We start from the raw sequence: 16,936 nt of genomic DNA, 5'->3' as shown, positions 1-16,936 counted from the left end.
ATATTTTAATTTTTTTAAAGTTCTTTTAGGCCTTATCGAGCAAGAAGAAAGTGAACCAAATAAGGTTGAAAAGTCACCGCAGGGCAATGATGATCAAAAAGTGGAAGCACTAAACCGGATTGCTGATAACTTCGATAAGAAAGTAGCTATAAAAGAGCCTGAGTTAATTTTTGATAAGTTCTATAGAGCTACTCAATTATTAAGCTGTAATGACCCTGATATTTGTTATCTAAAGAGGATTGCAAAAGAAGATATCTTAGATGGCGAGCTTCGAGAGCAAGAAGTATTTAGACGATTCATAGCACCAGATGATTTGTATAAGTTAGCAGATGACTTATGTCATGACTTAAAGTTTCAGCAGGTGGTATGGCGATTTGAGTATGTTATTTTTACAGTAAATAGTCCAATTTGTAAGCTGACTATATCTGAAAGATTGTTTGACCTGATCATAAAAGCTATCAGAAAAGAATATTATACTCATGAGTATTTATTTGAAAGTATCTTTAGTCGGCTAACTTTACAGATTATTAAAAAAGAGAATTTTGAAGAGGTTGCTACTAAAATTTCAAATTTATCTAACCCCTACCTTTCACTCAAATTTCTGAATTCACTACGTGAAAACGCAGGCTCGATTGGAAGTGTTTTGATTGGGACTGATTTCAATAAGTTAGGCAGTGTGTTTCTAGACGGAGATATCTTTGATGCACACCTACTCACCCTGTCAGTATTGAATACCTATAGCATTCAAAATGCTGGAGATAAAATTAGTTATGATTTTATTATAAGATTATTTTTAGAGCGAACAGATGAAAAGTCACTATGGTTATTGGTCGATATATTGAGACATGATAACCATAAACCAAAATTAGGCATTGAAACTGATATTAAAAAGATTAATCATAGAGAAAGAGAAGTCATTATTAAGCGCTTAGAGCAATTAGTTTGTACTGGTGAAAATCAACAGGATTTAGACAGCGTAATACATCTTCTGAAGTCTGAAAAGGCTACATCGGTTAGTGGAATTTAGTTTTGCTTAATCTAACCGATATTACTTCTATTATAAACCTCTGAGTTCGATGTGGTGCGATTGTTTTTTAAATTAAGTGCCATGTTAGTATCATAGCTAAAGCTATCCCCACGAAATATAGAGTTGTAGTTACGGTGCAGCTCTTTTGTAGGTCTGGCTTTAGCCCGACAAAATGACGGGATAAATCCCGACCTACAAATAACTTAACGCAGAGCTGCTTTTGAGTTAACCGCTAATAGCTCTGGCCCTTACTCTTCTATCGCACTCACCACAAAATACGGGTTTAAGTATTCATCTTTGGTGTTATAAATAAGCGGGCTGCCATCAAGTTGGGTCACTTTAGCACCGGCTATTTCGGCTATTGCGTGGCCTGCACCTGTATCCCATTCGCAAGTTGGACCTAAGCGCGGGTAAATATCGGCGCTGCCCTCAGCCACTAAACACAGCTTTAGTGAGCTGCCTTTAGACACCATTTCTACCTCATCAAAGCGTTTTACAAACTCGGCTAAATCGGGTGATGGGTGCGAGCGGCTGCCTACAACACGAATTAACCCTTTGTTAGGTTTAGTCGTTACTTTAAGCTCAATTCGCTCATCGCCTTTATCTTTAAATGCGCCAATTGCTTCGGCGGCTAAGTACGATACGCCAAGTGCGGGTGCATCAACTACGGCTAAAATAGGAATGCCGTTTTTGATTAGGGCGATGTTTACGGTAAATTCACCGTTCTTTTTAATAAATTCTTTAGTACCGTCGATTGGGTCAACTAACCAGTAGCTTTTCCACGTTTGGCGTACATCCCAGCTTATGTCGGCGTTTTCTTCACTGAGTATTGGAATGTCGGGTGTGAGCTGTTGAAGCCCTGCCACAATCAGTTTATGAGCTGCTAAATCGGCGTCGGTTACGGGGCTTTCGTCGGCTTTGTACTCAACATTAAAATCCTTTTCGTAAATTCCCATTATCGCTTGGCCTGCTTTGCGGGCAAGGATGAGGGTTTCTTCTAGCAGTTCGGTTTGATTCATGGGGTTAACCTATATTATGTGCTTTTGTTTTAGATACGTTATCAGTTGTGTAACCGATTGGTCTAGGGTGTTTTTACTTGTATCTAAAATTATTTCTGGATTGTTTGGCACTTCGTAGCTTGAATCGATACCCGTGAAGTGTTTTATCTCTCCAGCGCGGGCTTTTTTGTATAAGCCTTTTGGATCGCGGCTTTCGCATACATCAAGTGGGGTATCGATAAATACTTCAATAAATTCGCCGTCCTCTACTAGGCTGCGCACCATGTCGCGTTCTGCTCTAAAAGGCGATATAAACGCAGTAAGTACTAACAAGCCAGCGTCGGTCATTAGTTTTGCGGTTTCGCCTACGCGGCGTATGTTTTCAATGCGGTCTTCGTCGCTAAAGCCTAGATCTTTACACAAACCGTGGCGTACGTTGTCGCCATCTAGCAGGTAAGTGTGTGTACCTTGCTGATTAAGCGCTGCTTCTAGTGCGTTTGCTACGGTACTTTTGCCAGAGCCTGAAAAGCCGGTAAACCATAAAATAGCGGGCTTATGTTTTTTTTGCTCACTACGCTGTGCTTTTGTAGTTGCGTAGTTATGCCAAACTATATTTTCATCCATAGTGAGAGTCTCTTATGCTGTGAGCGCAGGTATTAAAACGGAAATACCAGCGGGATCAAGGTTAATACCGTGATTGAATAAATAATAGAAAGGGGTAAGCCCATCACTATGTAATCTTTTAAGCGATAGTTACCTGCGCTATAAACCATTAGATTAGTTTGATACCCAAATGGCGATATAAAGCTGGCTGATGCGCCAAAGGCAACCGCCATAATAAACGGTAGCGGGTCTACATTAAAACCAACCGCGAGCGAGTAAGCAACAGGGAACGACAAGGCAGCTGCTGCGTTATTAGTAATAAGCTCGGTAAATAATACGGTCATTAAAAATATCGCAATAAATGCGCCGTACGGGCCAAAATCCCCAAGTACCATAAACATGGCGTCGGATATTTGCCCGGCAAGTCCGGTGCCTATCATTAACTTGGCAAGGCCAATGGCACTACCTACGACCACGAGTAACTCGATAGGAAAACGGCGTTTTACTTCGTTAAGTTTTATGGTGCCACTGAGCATTAGGCCAATTAGTAATACTAATAAGCCTTTAACCAGCGGCACTATGCCAATAATGCTTAAACCCAGTACTGCGGCAAAGCACAGTAGCACAATATTTGATTGCTTAGGTGCAAGGTGGGCTTGTAAGTCAAACCCTGAAATATACACAAATTCGCGCTTTAAGTTGGGCAAGGTATAAAAGTTTTTGCCTGGTGCGAGTATAAGCGAGTCGCCAGCTTGTAATTGCACTTGCCCAAGGCCGCCTTGTAAGCGGTCGTGACCACGGCGAATAGCAATAACAGCAGCATGAAATTGCTCTCTAAAGCGGGCTTCTTTTACGGTTTTACCTATAAATTTTGAAGACTGACTTACAACTACTTCTACTAAGTGTTCTATGTCTTTTTGATGATTTTCGTGTACTACTTTTAGGCCGTCGAAACGGGTAAGTAATGGCACCGATTTTATGTCACCTACAAACAGCAGCACGTCATCTTTTTGAATAATTTGCTGCGGGGTGACTGCGCAAATGCGGCTGCCATCGCGAATGATTTCAGCGAGGAATAAGTCTTTTAAATCACGCAGGCCGTTTTCTTCAACGGTTTGGCCTATTAATTTTGAGTTTGCTTGTACTTTGCCTTCTAGGTAAAAAGGCACGACTTCTTGGTCGCTTTTACCGTTGTCGGGTAAGTATTTAAGCATTACTAAAATGGTAATTAGGCCTACGCTTAACGCGCCTAAACCCACTAAGGTAAAGTCAAAAAAGCCCAGTGGTTCCATGCCCGCATCAACTGCAAAGCCATTGACGATTAAGTTGGTTGATGTACCAATAAGCGTAATGGTGCCGCCCAAAATAGCAGTGTACGACAGCGGTAATAATAGCTTTGAAGGGGAGTGATTAGGGTTGTCTTTTATCGCGGTAATAAGCGATGCAACAACGGCGGTATTGTTAGTAAACGACGATAAAAAGGCGGTTGATAATCCCAATTTTGTTACCGATTTTACTAAACTACCTTTAGATAGCGATTGCGCTAACTTTTGAATTAGGGTGGTTTTTTCTATTGCGGTCGAGACTAACACCAATAGTACTAAGGTGATAAGCGACGGGTTAGCATAATTAATTAACATGCTTTCAAGATCGATTAGCCCTGCTAAGTAGCTGGTGCCAATGGCGCTTACAAATAACCATGCTGGATTAATACGGGTGCCAAAAAGGCACCCGACTAAGGTAAGCATAATGCCTGTTAAAACGAGCTGTTCTACCATGCTTTTAAATTCCTAACAGGCTAAAGTTAACTTATAACTTAGAAATATCAAGCGCTTGCCAATGCGGAAAGTGCTTGCGTACTAAGCTGTTAAATTCAACTTCAAATTCGCTAAAGTTACTTTGCTGTGCTTGGCTTTGCAGTACTTGTTCAATCATCCCCGCACCAACCGTTAAGTTTGATAAGCGATCGATTAGTATAAACGAGCCTGTTTCGTGATTGCTGTGGTACTCGTCTGCCAAAATAGTTTCGGTTAGTTCAAGCGTTACAATCGCAATTTCGTTTAACTGCAGTGAGTCGCTAGTGCCGTGCTCAAGCGTGTTTACATCAATCGTGTAATCAATCTTTGTAACAATAGCTGAAGTGTTTTTGCTGCCTAGCTTTAGGTTATAGCTTTTACCTAATACTAATGGCGACTCATGCATCCACACAATTTTAGCTTGCAGCTGGTTAGTAACAACAGCCGTTGAATTTGCAGGTACTATTACGTCGCCTCGGCTAATATCAATTTCGTTATTTAGGGTAACGGTAATTGCTTGGCCTGCTTCAGCACTATCTAAATTGCCATCAAAGGTAACAATTTCTTTAATACTTGATGTTTTACCCGATGGTAATACTTTTATAGCATCGCCTACGTGTATCTTGCCCGATGTAAGTGTGCCCTGAAAACCACGGAAGTTTAAGTTAGGACGCACTACATATTGCACCGGTAGGCGCGCTTCAAAGCCTGTATCTGTTTCGGCTGCTGGCGAATCTTCTAGTAATTCAAGTAGCGGCTTGTCAGTGTAATACGGTGTATGAGCAGAGCGAGTTACTACGTTGTCGCCTTTAAGCGCCGACATAGGCACAAACTTAATGTTTGATACGTTAAGTTGCTCAGCAAATTTAAGGTAATCGGCTTTGATTTTTTCATACACAGTTTCGTCAAAATCAACGATATCCATTTTATTAACGGCAACAACAAACTGCTTAATGCCCAGCGAGTCACAAATAAAGCTGTGACGCTTGGTTTGTACTTGCACGCCGTAACGCGCATCAACCAAAATAATAGCGACATCGCTTGTTGATGCACCTGTTACCATGTTACGCGTGTATTGCTCGTGCCCTGGTGTGTCGGCAATAATAAATTTACGCTTAGCCGTTGAAAAGTAACGGTACGCTACGTCAATGGTAATACCTTGCTCGCGCTCAGCTTGTAGGCCATCAACTAATAATGCAAGGTCAAGATCTTCACCTGCGTTACCTACTTTTTCGTTATCTTTATGAAGAGCAGCTAGCTGATCTTCATAAATTTGGTGGCTGTCGTGCAGCAGGCGGCCAATCAATGTTGATTTACCGTCATCTACGCTGCCACACGTAAGCATACGCAATAAGCTTTTATCTTGTTGGCGTGCTAGGTAGGCGTCTATGCCTATTTCTTTTACTTCGTTAAATGTATCGTTATTTTGGCTAGACATTAAAAATACCCCTCACGTTTTTTCTTCTCCATTGAGCCTGCTGAATCATGGTCAATAACACGACCTTCACGTTCAGATGACGTAGATAGCAGCATTTCCTCGATGATTTCGGTTAAAGTACTTGCTGTTGACTCAACTGCACCGGTAAGTGGGTAGCAGCCTAATGTACGAAAACGTACAGATTTCATTTGCGGTACTTCACCCTCGTTAAGTGGCATACGCTCATCGTCAACCATAATTAGGGTGCCATCACGGTCAACAACAGGGCGCTCTTTTGCTAGGTAAAGCGGTACCATGTCGATGTTTTCTTGGTAAATGTATTGCCAAATATCAAGCTCAGTCCAGTTAGACAGCGGGAAAACACGAATGCTTTCGCCCGGATTAACTTGGCTGTTATAAGTGTTCCAAAGCTCAGGACGTTGGTTTTTAGGATCCCAACGGTGGTGTTTGTCGCGGAACGAGTAAACACGTTCTTTTGCGCGTGACTTTTCTTCGTCGCGGCGTGCGCCACCAAATGCAGCATCAAAACCATATTTGTTAAGTGCTTGCTTTAAGCCTTGGGTTTTCATTATGTCGGTATGTTTACCCGAGCCATGCGTAAACGGGCCTACACCCATTTCAATGCCTTCTGGATTTTTGTGTACCAGTAGGTCAAAACCGTATTCTTTAGCTATACGGTCGCGAAACTCAATCATTTCACGAAACTTCCAATTGGTGTCTACGTGTAATAACGGAAACGGAATTTTTGCAGGGTAAAATGCTTTACGCGCTAAGTGCAAAAGTACCGACGAATCTTTACCAATAGAGTAAAGCATTACTGGGTTCTCAAACTCAGCGGCGACTTCGCGCATGATTTTGATACTTTCAGCTTCTAGTTGCTGAAGGTGAGTTAAAGCCATTGTTAGTCGTCCTACTAAAATGATTAAAAGTTACAAATTTAAAATTCGGTTATGTATTTGATACATCTGTTAGCGGCTGTGCAAAGCTGCTTGTTTGTTCGTTTTTCCCAAACCACGCTAGTTGCGAGTGCAGGGCGGCTACTTCACCAATAATGAGTAGCGCAGGCGATATAATGCTGTTGCGCTGGATTAAGTCGGCAAGTTCGCCTAGTTGGCCTGTTACTACACGCTGATTTTTGCGTGTGCCGTTTTCGATAATAGCGACAGGGGTGTTGGCTTTACGGCCATGTTTTAAAAGCTCACTTTGTATGTGCGGCGATTTGATTACGCCCATGTAAATAGCAAGCGTTTGATTTGGTTTAGCCAGCGATTGCCAATCAAGTTCTTGACCGTCTTTTTTACAGTGGCCAGTTACAAATTGAATGGCTTGTGCATGGTCACGATGCGTAAGCGGAATCCCTGCATAAGCGCTACAACCTGCAGCGGCGGTAATGCCCGGTACAATTTGATAATTTACGTTGTTAGCAGCCAGTACTTGTACTTCTTCGCCACCACGACCATAAATAAACGGATCGCCACCTTTAATTCGGCATACTTTTTTGCCTTGTTTCGCAAGGTCGACCAACATTTGGTTGGTGTCGTCTTGAACAACGCTATGATCGCCTAAACGTTTGCCTACACAAATAAGGTCAGCATCTCGGCGCACTAATTCCATAATTTCGTCAGACACTAAAAAGTCATAAACGACTACATCGGCTTGTTGCATGAGTTGCAGTGCTTTAAGTGTTAAAAGCTCTGGATCGCCAGGGCCTGCACCTACTACATATACTTCGCCTTCAGGTTCTGCTTTAGCATCTAGCATTTGTTCTAGCTGTTGCTGTGCGGCTTGAGTATCACCGGTTTGTACTTTACTCACGACAGATGAGTCGAATACGCCTTCCCAAAATTGGCGGCGGTCTGAAAAATGTTTAAAGCGTTTTTTTACTTTGTCTCTAAAGCCACCGACAAGTGTTGCAAGTGGGCCAATATGATGCGGAATAAGGGTTTCGAGCTTTTCGCGCAAGCGACGTGCAAGCACTGGCGCTGTGCCTGCGCTTGATATAGCAATAGTGATTGGGTCGCGGTCAACAATAGATGGAAATATAAACGTACATTTAGGCTGGTCATCAACCACGTTTACAAATACATTGCGAGCATTGGCAAGTTCAAATACGTTGTTGTTTACTTCATCGCGATCGGTTGCCGCAATAACAAGCATTTTTCCATCGAGATGCGACTCATCAAAATAAGCATCAATAAGCGTTACTTCATTATTATGTGCATGTTCTTTTAGTTCGTCGCAAAACCAAGGCGCTACCAAAGTAACGCTTGCTCTCGCTTTTAAAAACGCGCGACATTTGCGTAATGCGACCTCTCCACCGCCAACAACCAATACTGGTTTGTTGTCGAGTTTGGTAAAGATAGGTAAATACTGCACGTTAATAAGACCCCTAAACAAATTCAAATATAAGAAAACGCTTTATTCTGATAAGCAGAATATAGCGGCTATCAATAAGTAAAAAATAATTAAAACCAAGTTGATATAACCAAAAGTTATAATGGGTGGGCTTTTTAGGCCTAAGAGTTAGTTAACAAGGGATTGCGCCGAGTTACAAGTAAAATAAACAGCTTATAGTGTTTGGTTATGAGCTATAGCGAGTTTGGTTTAATTTGTTAATATGGAGGCATATCAAATTTTGTACTTATACCAATTGCATTAAATTAGTGATCTATTATAGCGACGAGAAAATAGCTCAATAACAAGGCTAAAATTATGATACATAGTTGTTCTATATAAATAATTTTTAACGTAGTTAGTGAGTTATTTAATACGCTAAAATTATTATGTTTTTAATAAAATTGGTATTACATAAGCAACGGAGCTCTAATGACACAACACCAAAAAGATGCCGCATTAGCAGTCGCACTGATGGATTTAACAAGCTTAAACACTAGCGATACCACCAAAAGCATTCAAGCGCTTGTTGATAGTATAAACCCGACGCTGGGCACACCTGCCGCTGTATGTGTTTATAGCGACTTTGTTGATGATGCAAAAATAGCACTCGCAGCGCGTGAGCTTAACCACGTAAAAGTTGCAACAGTCACTAATTTCCCAACGGGTGATGCACCACTGAGTGATGTAATTAACGAAACACTTATTGCAATAGAGCGCGGCGCTGACGAAATTGATTTGGTTATTCCTTACAAAAAACTCATAGCGGGCGATGTTCAAACAGTACTTAGCTATGTAAGCGAAAGTAAAAAAGCGTGTGGGTCGCACGCTCAATTAAAAGTAATAATAGAAAGTGGAGAGCTAAAAACTGAAGCACTCATAACTCAGGCCACGGAGCTTGCAATTAAAGGCGGTGCTGATTTTGTAAAAACCAGTACAGGTAAGGTCGCTGTAAATGCCACACTTGAATCAACAAAAATTATGCTAACAGCTATTAAAAACTCAGATAAACGTGTGGGCTTTAAAGCTGCCGGTGGTGTTAAAACTGTTGCCGATGCCAGTGATTATTTAGCGCTAGCACGCGCGATAATGGGAGATGATTATCTGCAAGCAAATACATTTAGGTTTGGTGCCTCGAGCCTGTTAAGCGATGTTTATACAATATTAAAAAGTAATTAAAGGATAAATAATGAGAGCAAGAAACTCCGGGACACAAACATTGTTTAATAACCTATTTAAAGGTGCATTGGTTGTAGGAGTCGTTGGTTTTGGATTAACTGCATGTACTAACCCAAGCACACCCGCAGGTGAAGAAGGCTACGTATTCGAAAAGCCGCGTGTATTTGGTGAAGGTGGTTATCAAGGAACAATGAAGGGCCCATCTAATTACGGTATGTCATTACTGCGAAATGAAGTGGTAAACATCGATATGCGACCTAATACATATACCGAAACATTTAGAATCTTAGCGAATGATGATTTAAATATTAAATTTGATTTTCATGCTGTTATTGCTATTGAGAGTGGCTCTGTTAAAACTGTGGTAGAGCAGTACGGCGCCGAAAATTGGTATAAACGCTTTGTACGTGAAACTTTTAGAACGTATGTGCGCGATACAGTACAAAAATACGATAGTGGCGAGCTTAAAACAAATCGTGAGAAAATTGCGAAGGAAGTGACTCTGCGCCTGCAAAGTTATTTATCGACAACGCCGTTTAAACTTGCAAACGTTGTAGTAGGCAATATTAATTACCCCGATATTGTTGCTAATGCAGTTGAGAAAAAGTTGGCAGCTCAGCAGCTATTATCGGAAAAAGAAACACAAAAAGAGATTGCCAAAAAAGACGCTGAAATTAGGGTTGAAGAAGCCAAAGGGATTGCTCAAGCTCAGAAGATCATTAACGCAACACTAACAGCTAATTACATTCAACATGAAGCAATTAATGCACAAATAAAAATGGCTGAGTCGCCTAATCATACAACTGTTTATATTCCGGTAGGTAATAACGGAGTGCCACTTGTTAAAGGCGCTAACTAGATAGTGAGTACTTGGGTAGCTCTTTTTATTAGCTACCCAAGTCAAAGCCATTAATTAAACTTAAACATGTTGCTTATACTTTCGAGGCTTGATTTGTTCGTTTTAGCAATACAACCACTATCATCAAGTGACTTCTTAGTTGTTTCATCAGCTAAACCGGTTACCTTTAGTTTTTTATCTTGTTGGTACTCACGAAGTGCGATAACTGTTTTACGATCGTACTCAACATCCTGTGTTTCAAATTCTTCGTAATCAGGCTGGTTTCTTAGGTAACCCAAACATACCAAGCTTAGGCGCGACATTGCTAAATCCATCTTTTCATAATGTGGCATTCTATGAGTGGGTACATCGACTGTTACAGCGCTCTTGCTGGCTGTTTTTGCTTGTACAGCTGCCGGTGGCGGCGCAGTGTAACCCGATGCTAAAGTGTTATTACTGTTATAGCGATAGTAAGTATCTGGAATTTTAGTTTCTAAAAACTCAACCGCTTTAATAATAACTTCACGAAGGGCTTTTTCTTTAGGGGTATCAGACCATCCACTAATATTACCGCCAACAAGTGCGCCACCAAAGTTGGTTGCGGCTCCAGTAAAGTCAAAATCTTTACTGCCACCTTCAACACTTGTTGCAGCTAAAATGCGTGATGTGCGTGTATCTATTAGACGAAGATCAATCGCCATATGCGAGCCTGAGAAACCAGCGGATACAGAGCTAAATACATCACCCATAAAGCCGCCACTGCCAACACTTGCACCAGAGCTATCGTCATCAAATTCAGTTACCGCTGCAATAACGACTATTTCAGCGCCTTCAATCTCACCATAAGCGGCACCCGATGATGCACTAACGCGACCTGAGGCTGCTAGGTCTTGTTCTGATAAAACAGCATCAAGCGCTTGGCGCTCTAAAACAATAAAGCGATTTGTTGATACGAGTGCTGTAGTTAATTGATCAGCCATACCGTCGCCTATTTCTTTACGCCACCATTTTGAGTTGTTTGATTTGTCGGTAAAGCGTGCAACAGCAATACGAGCTTTAGGCCCATTGTATTGTTCTTGGGCGACAGTGTTTATGTCTGGTGAATTTTGACCTGACGTAACATTTGTGGAGGTGCTTTGACAAGCGCTAAGAGTGGCAGTTAATAGTGCCGTTAATAATAGTTTTTGTGGTGCTTTTAACATATGACTGTCCTTAATTAATATGCTCAAGGGAAATGCAGTGTATTTCCTTTAATATTTAAATTCATGTTAATTTAGTTAAATCAGTAGGTTAATAATAGTACTGGTGCGAAATGTTTAGTCACACAGGCGAAATTTATCAGGATTGTTCGCGAAACTGTTTTGGGGACATATTATATTTTGCTTTAAAGCACCGGGCAAAGTAGCTTTGTGAATTAAAGCCAACTTGCTGTGCTACTAGACCAATTGCAAGCTCACTATTTTTTAAAAGCTCTTGTGCAAATTCTAAACGAATATTTCGAATGTAATCGCTTGGTGTTAGGTTGTACAAGGCTTTCATTTTTAATTGTAAAGCGCGAGGGCTAAGGTAGAGCGCTGCTGCAAATTCTTCTACGCTAAATGCTTCGTCTTGGTAATGCTCTTTTACTGTCGTTTTTACACGCTCGGTAAATACATAATCTTTACTTTGCGCCATTTGTGGGTCGAGCTGGGTTGTTTGTGATAAAGCAGGTAGTTGTTGTTTTAAATGTTGATTAAGTACTTCTCTAATCGTTAATAACCCTTGAACGCGGCTGAGTAACAGCTGCGGCTCAAAAGGTTTACTCAAATAGTCATCAGCAAGTAAGTCTAGGCCCTTTAATTTACTATGCGTATCTGCCTTTGCTGAAAGTAATAACACCGGAATATGGCTAATAGCCGTGTCGCTGCGCAGTGCTTTAATAAACTGATAGCCATCCATAACAGGCATCATTACATCACTTATTACCAAGTCAGGCATTTCGTTTTTACATAAAGCTAAACCTAGCTCTCCGTTAGCTGCACTTATACACGTGAAGCTACTAATAAATAGTGACGTTATTAAATCACGCATTTCATCGTTGTCTTCAATAATAAGAATCTTATTACTTTTTACTGCACATAAATTATTGTTTTTAGACACAGCAAGAGCCGTGAGGTTAGAGGTTTCGTCTGTTTGAGTTGTTGGGAGTGAAACAGTAAAACAACTTCCTTTGTTTAATTCACTTTTAAGTTCAATAGTTCCTCCATATTGCTCAACTAGCTGCTTCACCAGCGCTAAGCCAATACCGCTACCACTTTGATTACTCGTATCTATGCGTGTAAATCGTTGAAAAACGGTCTCAAGGTGCTCTTTATCTATACCAACACCAGTATCTGAGACTGTGATGATTAATGTTTGTTTTTGAGTTAATAGCTGAAGTAATACTTTGCCAGTGTTTGGAGTGTATTTTTGTGCGTTACTCAATAAGTTACTGATAATAGAAATTGTATGATTTAGCTCTAATTTAATGGGAATAGTTTTTTGTGTTAAATCTTCAAACTCGAACGTAATATTTTTTTGTTTAAATAAAGGGGTGAAATCTTCAATTAATTGTTCAACTACCGGCTTTATAGCATAGGGTGTGACGTGTTTCACTGCTGTGCTTGGGCGCTGGCTGAGCTGTAAAAGTTGGTTTATTTGATCCAATAGCTTATAGCTATTACGTTGAATCATCGCTAGTTTTTGTTGGGTGTCTGAATCCTTATGGCTTTTTTGTAAACTCTCAAGTGGCGCTAATATTAAGCTCAATGGTGTTTTAAGTTCATGGCTAACATTATCTAATAGTTGGGTTTTTAAGTTGCTAAGTTCTTTCTCTTTTAAGTTTGCTTGCTCTGCAACGTTAGCTCTATACCTTGCTGTTATAATTAACCACATTATAAATAATACGATAATGATGTAAGTTACATAGGCAACATTGTTCTTCCACCAAGGTGGAGTAACTTTAAGCGCAACCATTGTTTTATCATCACTCCATTGACCGTATTGATCTTTAACTTTTACAATAAAGTGATAGCTTCCAGCGGGAAGTTGAGAATAACTAACTTGCCTCTGGTTTTTGTTTGCGTATAAAAACTGCTTATCTAACCCAGCTAACTTGTAAGCATATTGGTATTGAGAAGGGGGCTCTGCACTGTTTAAAGCAGAAAATTTAAAGCCGATAACACCATCTTCTTCTTTAAAAAAGAGTCTGTCTGTATAGCTTATAAGCTTAGCCGTTTGGGTCTTGTTTTTTATATATTGCTGCGTCGCGACTGACTGGTTATAAATAAGTAAGTCTGTAATAACGGGTTCTGGGGGTTGAGTTGCTAGGGTTAGTTTTAACGGATCAAATTGATTAAAACCATTAATACCACCAAAAAATAGCTCGCCGTCATCGGCTTGAAAAGCGGCACCTAAAATAAAAGAATGATGCTGTATACCGTTTGCGGGTAAAAAATGCTGCATTTGTTGGGTTTGAGGAGCGTAACGGGTTAGGCCTTGGTTGCTGCTTAGCCACAAGTAACCGCTGCTATCTTGTTTAATTGCAAAAATATTATCGTTAAGTAAGCCATCAAACTCTGTAATGTTTATTACTTTGTTTGTTTGGATATTTAACTTATTGAGCCCGCCAAAAGTACCTACCCATAAAGTGTTTTTATCTTGTAAATGCAAGGATGTAACCATGTCGTGCGTTAAACTATTAGGCTTTTTAAGATCGCTTTGGTAATGGGTGAATGTTTCATCATGTAAAGAAAGTTTATTTAACCCTGCGCGGGTTCCTGCCCATATAGCGTTGTTGTCGCTGTCATAAGTAATACTAAAAACAGTATTATTTGAGATACTATTTTTATCTGCGGTGTATTTAAAATTTGTAACCTGTAAAGTATCGGGATTAAATCGCGTTAAGCCTTCGTTACTGCCCAGCCATAAATTACCACTTAGATCACCTTCGATTGCATAAATACGGTTACTACTGAGTTGATGGCTTTGCACAGTAAAAGCCGAAAAGTTATCATTAATTGGGTTGTAAAGCAGTAAACCACCTCCGTATGTGCCTATCCATACGCGTTTATTGGCATCTTCATAAAGACTAAATATATTGTTATTAGTTAAGCCTATATCTTGATTTTTATCTGTTTCATAGCGTTTAAATCCTGTGTCAGTTTGTTTGTTAAGTCCGTCGCGCGTACCCACCCAAAGTAAGTTGTTACTGTCTTTGAGTATTGCTCTTACAAAGTCATTCGAGATAGAAGCTGGGTTATTGCTTTGATGTTTTTGATGACCAAACTGAGCCTGCCTTTTATCATAGCGATGTAATCCATAGCCGTCTGTACCAATCCAAATAATGCCTTGAGGGTCTTGGTAAAGTGATAATAGGTGATCGTTAGCTAAGCCATGTTTTAAATCTGGAGAGTGAGTAAGTTGACGAAACTCGCTACTTAGTAAATTATCTGTAGCTTGGTAATAAAGACCATGACCATAAGTGCTTACCCATAATTTTTTTTCATCATCAAAAAGTATATCTGTGACCCAAACATTTTTGAGTTGCTCAAAGTTATAAAATGCGAGTGTGTTTGAGTCAAAAACACTTAGACCAGTCTTACCTCCTATAATAAATTTGCCGTTTGTTACTTTTTTTAATTGCCAGAGCTGTTCAGGGCTATTAGATATATGTTCGAACCGATGTGTTTGTGTATCGAACTTAATCAGCCCGATACTACTTGCTAACCAAAGGTTTTTTTGATCATCAAAAAGCACATCCTTAAAAACAACATTTAAGTGATTCGTGCCCTGATAAGAAAATAATTCGGTAGTACCTGTGTATGTATCTAAACGAGTAAGTTGCCCTTTATCGTGACCAATCCAAATGATTTGTGGCGAATTAGAAGAAATTGATGAAATACGTTCATTTGTAATAGGAGGAGCTGAGTACTGGTTAAAAACACTAAAACTTCCTGTTTCAGTATTTAATAAGTTAAGTCCATTACTTGTTGTCGCAAACCAAATGTGGCCGTTTCCTAAATTCAGGCAGTCCGTAATCCAATTTCCCGAAATACTAGGTTGTGAAGGATTGAATTTATAGTGCTTAAATTCATACCCATCAAATCGGTTTAAGCCACCTTGGGTAGCAAACCAATGAAACCCTTTTTCATCAGTGGTACTGCAGGTAATTGAATTTTGTGATAAACCTTGTTCATTTGTATATGTATCTAAGTACAATGGCAGGGCATAAGAACTAATATGAAATAATAATAAAAAGCTAATAATTTTATATCTTATGATTGTTTTTATTGCTTTCACAGACTTCCCATCTAATTGTGAGTCCCTATAATTTGGACAATCATAAACTGCTTTTTAATCAATGTTAAGATTGATTTTTTAATGCAATGCCGAGATTTTCCAATGTGGGTATCTTTTAGGCTTGTGTTAATGGACTGCGTAAGTATAATAGGCATCCACTTTGCAGGGGCGTAGTTCCAATTGGTAGAACAGCGGTCTCCAAAACCGATGGTTGGGAGTTCGAATCTCTCCGCCCCTGCCAGTTTTACTTGTGGTTTGAGTAGTCTGAGATTAAAAACCGGTTTAAATTAAGTCTGTTTTTAAGTTTAGATTTTAATGGATTAACCTTACCGTAGTGTAGGGTTGTTGTGTCTGTAGTTAAGGTAATAATATTATGAGCACGAATGTAGAAACACCATCAAGTGCGATGGAGTCAGTAAAGTGGTTAGTAGCAATCGCGCTACTTGCAGGCGCAGTTGTTGGTAATCACATGTATGCAGATCAATCTGTACTACTACGTGCTATCGGCGTTGTTGTTGCAATAGCGGCCGGATTAGCAATTGCCTCGCAAACATTTAAGGGACGTAACTTTCTTGCTTTCGCTAAAGAAGCTCGAATTGAAGTACGCAAAGTTATTTGGCCAACGCGCCAAGAAACTACCCACACGACATTAATTGTAATGGTTGCAACAGTGATTATGGCACTTATCCTTTGGGGATTAGATGGCATTTTATTCCGCGCTGTAGGCTTTTTAACTGGATTGGAGATCTGATCCCATGTCGGATGAGAACGAGAACAAAGAAATTAAGTTACGTTGGTATGTAGTACAAGCCTTTTCTGGTTACGAAAAGCGTGTAGCTCAAACGTTAACTGAACACATTAAAATCGAAGGTCTTGAATCGAGCTTTGGTGAGATACTAGTACCAACTGAAGAAGTTGTTGAGATGCGCGCTGGCCAAAAGCGTAAATCTGAGCGTAAATTCTTTCCAGGTTATGTATTAGTACAAATGGATATGAATGACGCAAGCTGGCACTTAGTGAACAGCACTGAACGTGTAATGGGCTTTATTGGTGGAACGTCTGATCGTCCTGCTCCAATAACTCCTAAAGAAGCAGAACGCATTCTTAATCGCCTTCAAGAAAATGCTGAAGCACCTAAACCTGCTACATTATTTGAACCAGGTGAAGTTGTTCGCGTTACAGACGGACCATTTGCAGATTTCAGTGGTGTAGTTGAAGAAGTTGACTACGAAAAGAGCCGCGTAAAAGTATCTGTACTTATTTTTGGTCGTTCTACGCCAGTTGAGCTTGAATTCGGTCAAGTTGAGCAAGATAAGTAATTGATTAAAAAAGCTTCGCTAATTT

Annotated in this window: 13 protein-coding genes and 1 tRNA gene; 6 read left to right on the top strand and 8 right to left on the bottom strand. The window is 40.1% G+C overall.

Going from position 1 to position 16,936, the window contains the following annotated elements:
• On the top strand, window positions 1-1,027 hold a 1,027-nt coding region (locus GQR46_RS05200), incomplete at its 5' end, for a hypothetical protein (RefSeq protein WP_165740263.1).
• 248 nt (window positions 1,028-1,275) lie between these two features.
• On the opposite strand, the gene cysQ is transcribed toward GQR46_RS05200, so the two are convergent.
• The 6 genes from cysQ to cysG are packed head-to-tail and all read right to left on the bottom strand — an operon-like array spanning window position 1,276 to window position 8,238.
• Window positions 1,276-2,046, bottom strand: a complete 771-nt coding sequence (gene cysQ / locus GQR46_RS05195; protein WP_165740261.1) for a 3'(2'),5'-bisphosphate nucleotidase CysQ — start codon at window positions 2,044-2,046, stop codon at window positions 1,276-1,278.
• Between the two features lie 9 nt (window positions 2,047-2,055).
• Window positions 2,056-2,649: an adenylyl-sulfate kinase gene (cysC, locus tag GQR46_RS05190; RefSeq protein ID WP_165740259.1), complete on the bottom strand. Its 594-nt coding sequence runs from the start codon at window positions 2,647-2,649 to the stop codon at window positions 2,056-2,058.
• A 32-nt stretch (window positions 2,650-2,681) separates the two neighbouring features.
• Window positions 2,682-4,406 carry an SLC13 family permease gene (locus GQR46_RS05185; RefSeq protein WP_165740257.1) on the bottom strand — a complete coding sequence of 575 codons (1,725 nt, stop codon included), beginning with the start codon at window positions 4,404-4,406 and terminating at the stop codon, window positions 2,682-2,684.
• A gap of 31 nt (window positions 4,407-4,437) precedes the next feature.
• Window positions 4,438-5,862, bottom strand: a complete 1,425-nt coding sequence (cysN, locus tag GQR46_RS05180) for a sulfate adenylyltransferase subunit CysN (RefSeq protein ID WP_165740255.1) — start codon at window positions 5,860-5,862, stop codon at window positions 4,438-4,440.
• Window positions 5,862-6,761 carry a sulfate adenylyltransferase subunit CysD gene (gene cysD / locus GQR46_RS05175; protein ID WP_008133447.1) on the bottom strand — a complete coding sequence of 300 codons (900 nt, stop codon included), beginning with the start codon at window positions 6,759-6,761 and terminating at the stop codon, window positions 5,862-5,864. Before cysD ends, cysN begins: the two co-directional genes overlap by 1 nt.
• Window positions 6,762-6,810: 49 nt before the next feature.
• Entirely contained in the window at window positions 6,811-8,238 is a 1,428-nt protein-coding gene (gene cysG, locus GQR46_RS05170) for a siroheme synthase CysG (protein WP_165740253.1), read from the bottom strand.
• A 450-nt stretch (window positions 8,239-8,688) separates the two neighbouring features.
• Here cysG and deoC point away from each other — a divergent pair, with 450 nt between their 5' ends.
• Window positions 8,689-9,435 carry a deoxyribose-phosphate aldolase gene (gene deoC, locus GQR46_RS05165; protein ID WP_165728280.1) on the top strand — a complete coding sequence of 249 codons (747 nt, stop codon included), beginning with the start codon at window positions 8,689-8,691 and terminating at the stop codon, window positions 9,433-9,435.
• A gap of 10 nt (window positions 9,436-9,445) precedes the next feature.
• Window positions 9,446-10,294: an SPFH domain-containing protein gene (locus GQR46_RS05160; protein WP_007580116.1), complete on the top strand. Its 849-nt coding sequence runs from the start codon at window positions 9,446-9,448 to the stop codon at window positions 10,292-10,294.
• 50 nt (window positions 10,295-10,344) lie between these two features.
• On the opposite strand, the gene GQR46_RS05155 is transcribed toward GQR46_RS05160, so the two are convergent.
• Complete coding sequence (locus GQR46_RS05155) at window positions 10,345-11,475, bottom strand: CsgG/HfaB family protein (protein ID WP_165740251.1); 1,131 nt, start codon at window positions 11,473-11,475, stop codon at window positions 10,345-10,347.
• A 136-nt stretch (window positions 11,476-11,611) separates the two neighbouring features.
• Window positions 11,612-15,592 carry a two-component regulator propeller domain-containing protein gene (locus tag GQR46_RS05150; protein ID WP_165740249.1) on the bottom strand — a complete coding sequence of 1,327 codons (3,981 nt, stop codon included), beginning with the start codon at window positions 15,590-15,592 and terminating at the stop codon, window positions 11,612-11,614.
• Between the two features lie 164 nt (window positions 15,593-15,756).
• Here GQR46_RS05150 and GQR46_RS05145 point away from each other — a divergent pair.
• From GQR46_RS05145 to nusG, 3 genes are all read left to right on the top strand, one after another.
• A tRNA-Trp gene (locus tag GQR46_RS05145) sits at window positions 15,757-15,833 on the top strand.
• A gap of 132 nt (window positions 15,834-15,965) precedes the next feature.
• Window positions 15,966-16,343 carry a preprotein translocase subunit SecE gene (gene secE / locus GQR46_RS05140; protein WP_002958877.1) on the top strand — a complete coding sequence of 126 codons (378 nt, stop codon included), beginning with the start codon at window positions 15,966-15,968 and terminating at the stop codon, window positions 16,341-16,343.
• A gap of 4 nt (window positions 16,344-16,347) precedes the next feature.
• On the top strand, window positions 16,348-16,911 hold the full coding sequence (nusG, locus tag GQR46_RS05135) for a transcription termination/antitermination protein NusG (protein ID WP_007580122.1): 564 nt from the start codon (window positions 16,348-16,350) through the stop codon (window positions 16,909-16,911).
• The last annotated feature ends 25 nt before the right edge of the window (window positions 16,912-16,936 follow it).

This window comes from Pseudoalteromonas sp. Z1A6 (genome assembly GCF_011378745.1).
GTDB lineage: Bacteria > Pseudomonadota > Gammaproteobacteria > Enterobacterales > Alteromonadaceae > Pseudoalteromonas > Pseudoalteromonas arctica.
Note: the sequence above shows the minus strand (reverse complement) of the source record. Positions and strands in the feature narration are given on the sequence as shown.

Coding starts and splice junctions, on each gene's coding strand:
- cysC (WP_165740259.1), bottom strand. CDS start 2,649: ATGGATGAAAATATAGTTTGGCATAACTACGCAACTACAAAAGCACAG.
- GQR46_RS05185 (WP_165740257.1), bottom strand. CDS start 4,406: ATGGTAGAACAGCTCGTTTTAACAGGCATTATGCTTACCTTAGTCGGG.
- deoC (WP_165728280.1), top strand. CDS start 8,689: ATGACACAACACCAAAAAGATGCCGCATTAGCAGTCGCACTGATGGAT.
- secE (WP_002958877.1), top strand. CDS start 15,966: ATGAGCACGAATGTAGAAACACCATCAAGTGCGATGGAGTCAGTAAAG.
- cysQ (WP_165740261.1), bottom strand. CDS start 2,046: ATGAATCAAACCGAACTGCTAGAAGAAACCCTCATCCTTGCCCGCAAA.
- cysN (WP_165740255.1), bottom strand. CDS start 5,862: ATGTCTAGCCAAAATAACGATACATTTAACGAAGTAAAAGAAATAGGC.
- nusG (WP_007580122.1), top strand. CDS start 16,348: ATGTCGGATGAGAACGAGAACAAAGAAATTAAGTTACGTTGGTATGTA.
- cysD (WP_008133447.1), bottom strand. CDS start 6,761: ATGGCTTTAACTCACCTTCAGCAACTAGAAGCTGAAAGTATCAAAATC.
- GQR46_RS05160 (WP_007580116.1), top strand. CDS start 9,446: ATGAGAGCAAGAAACTCCGGGACACAAACATTGTTTAATAACCTATTT.
- GQR46_RS05155 (WP_165740251.1), bottom strand. CDS start 11,475: ATGTTAAAAGCACCACAAAAACTATTATTAACGGCACTATTAACTGCC.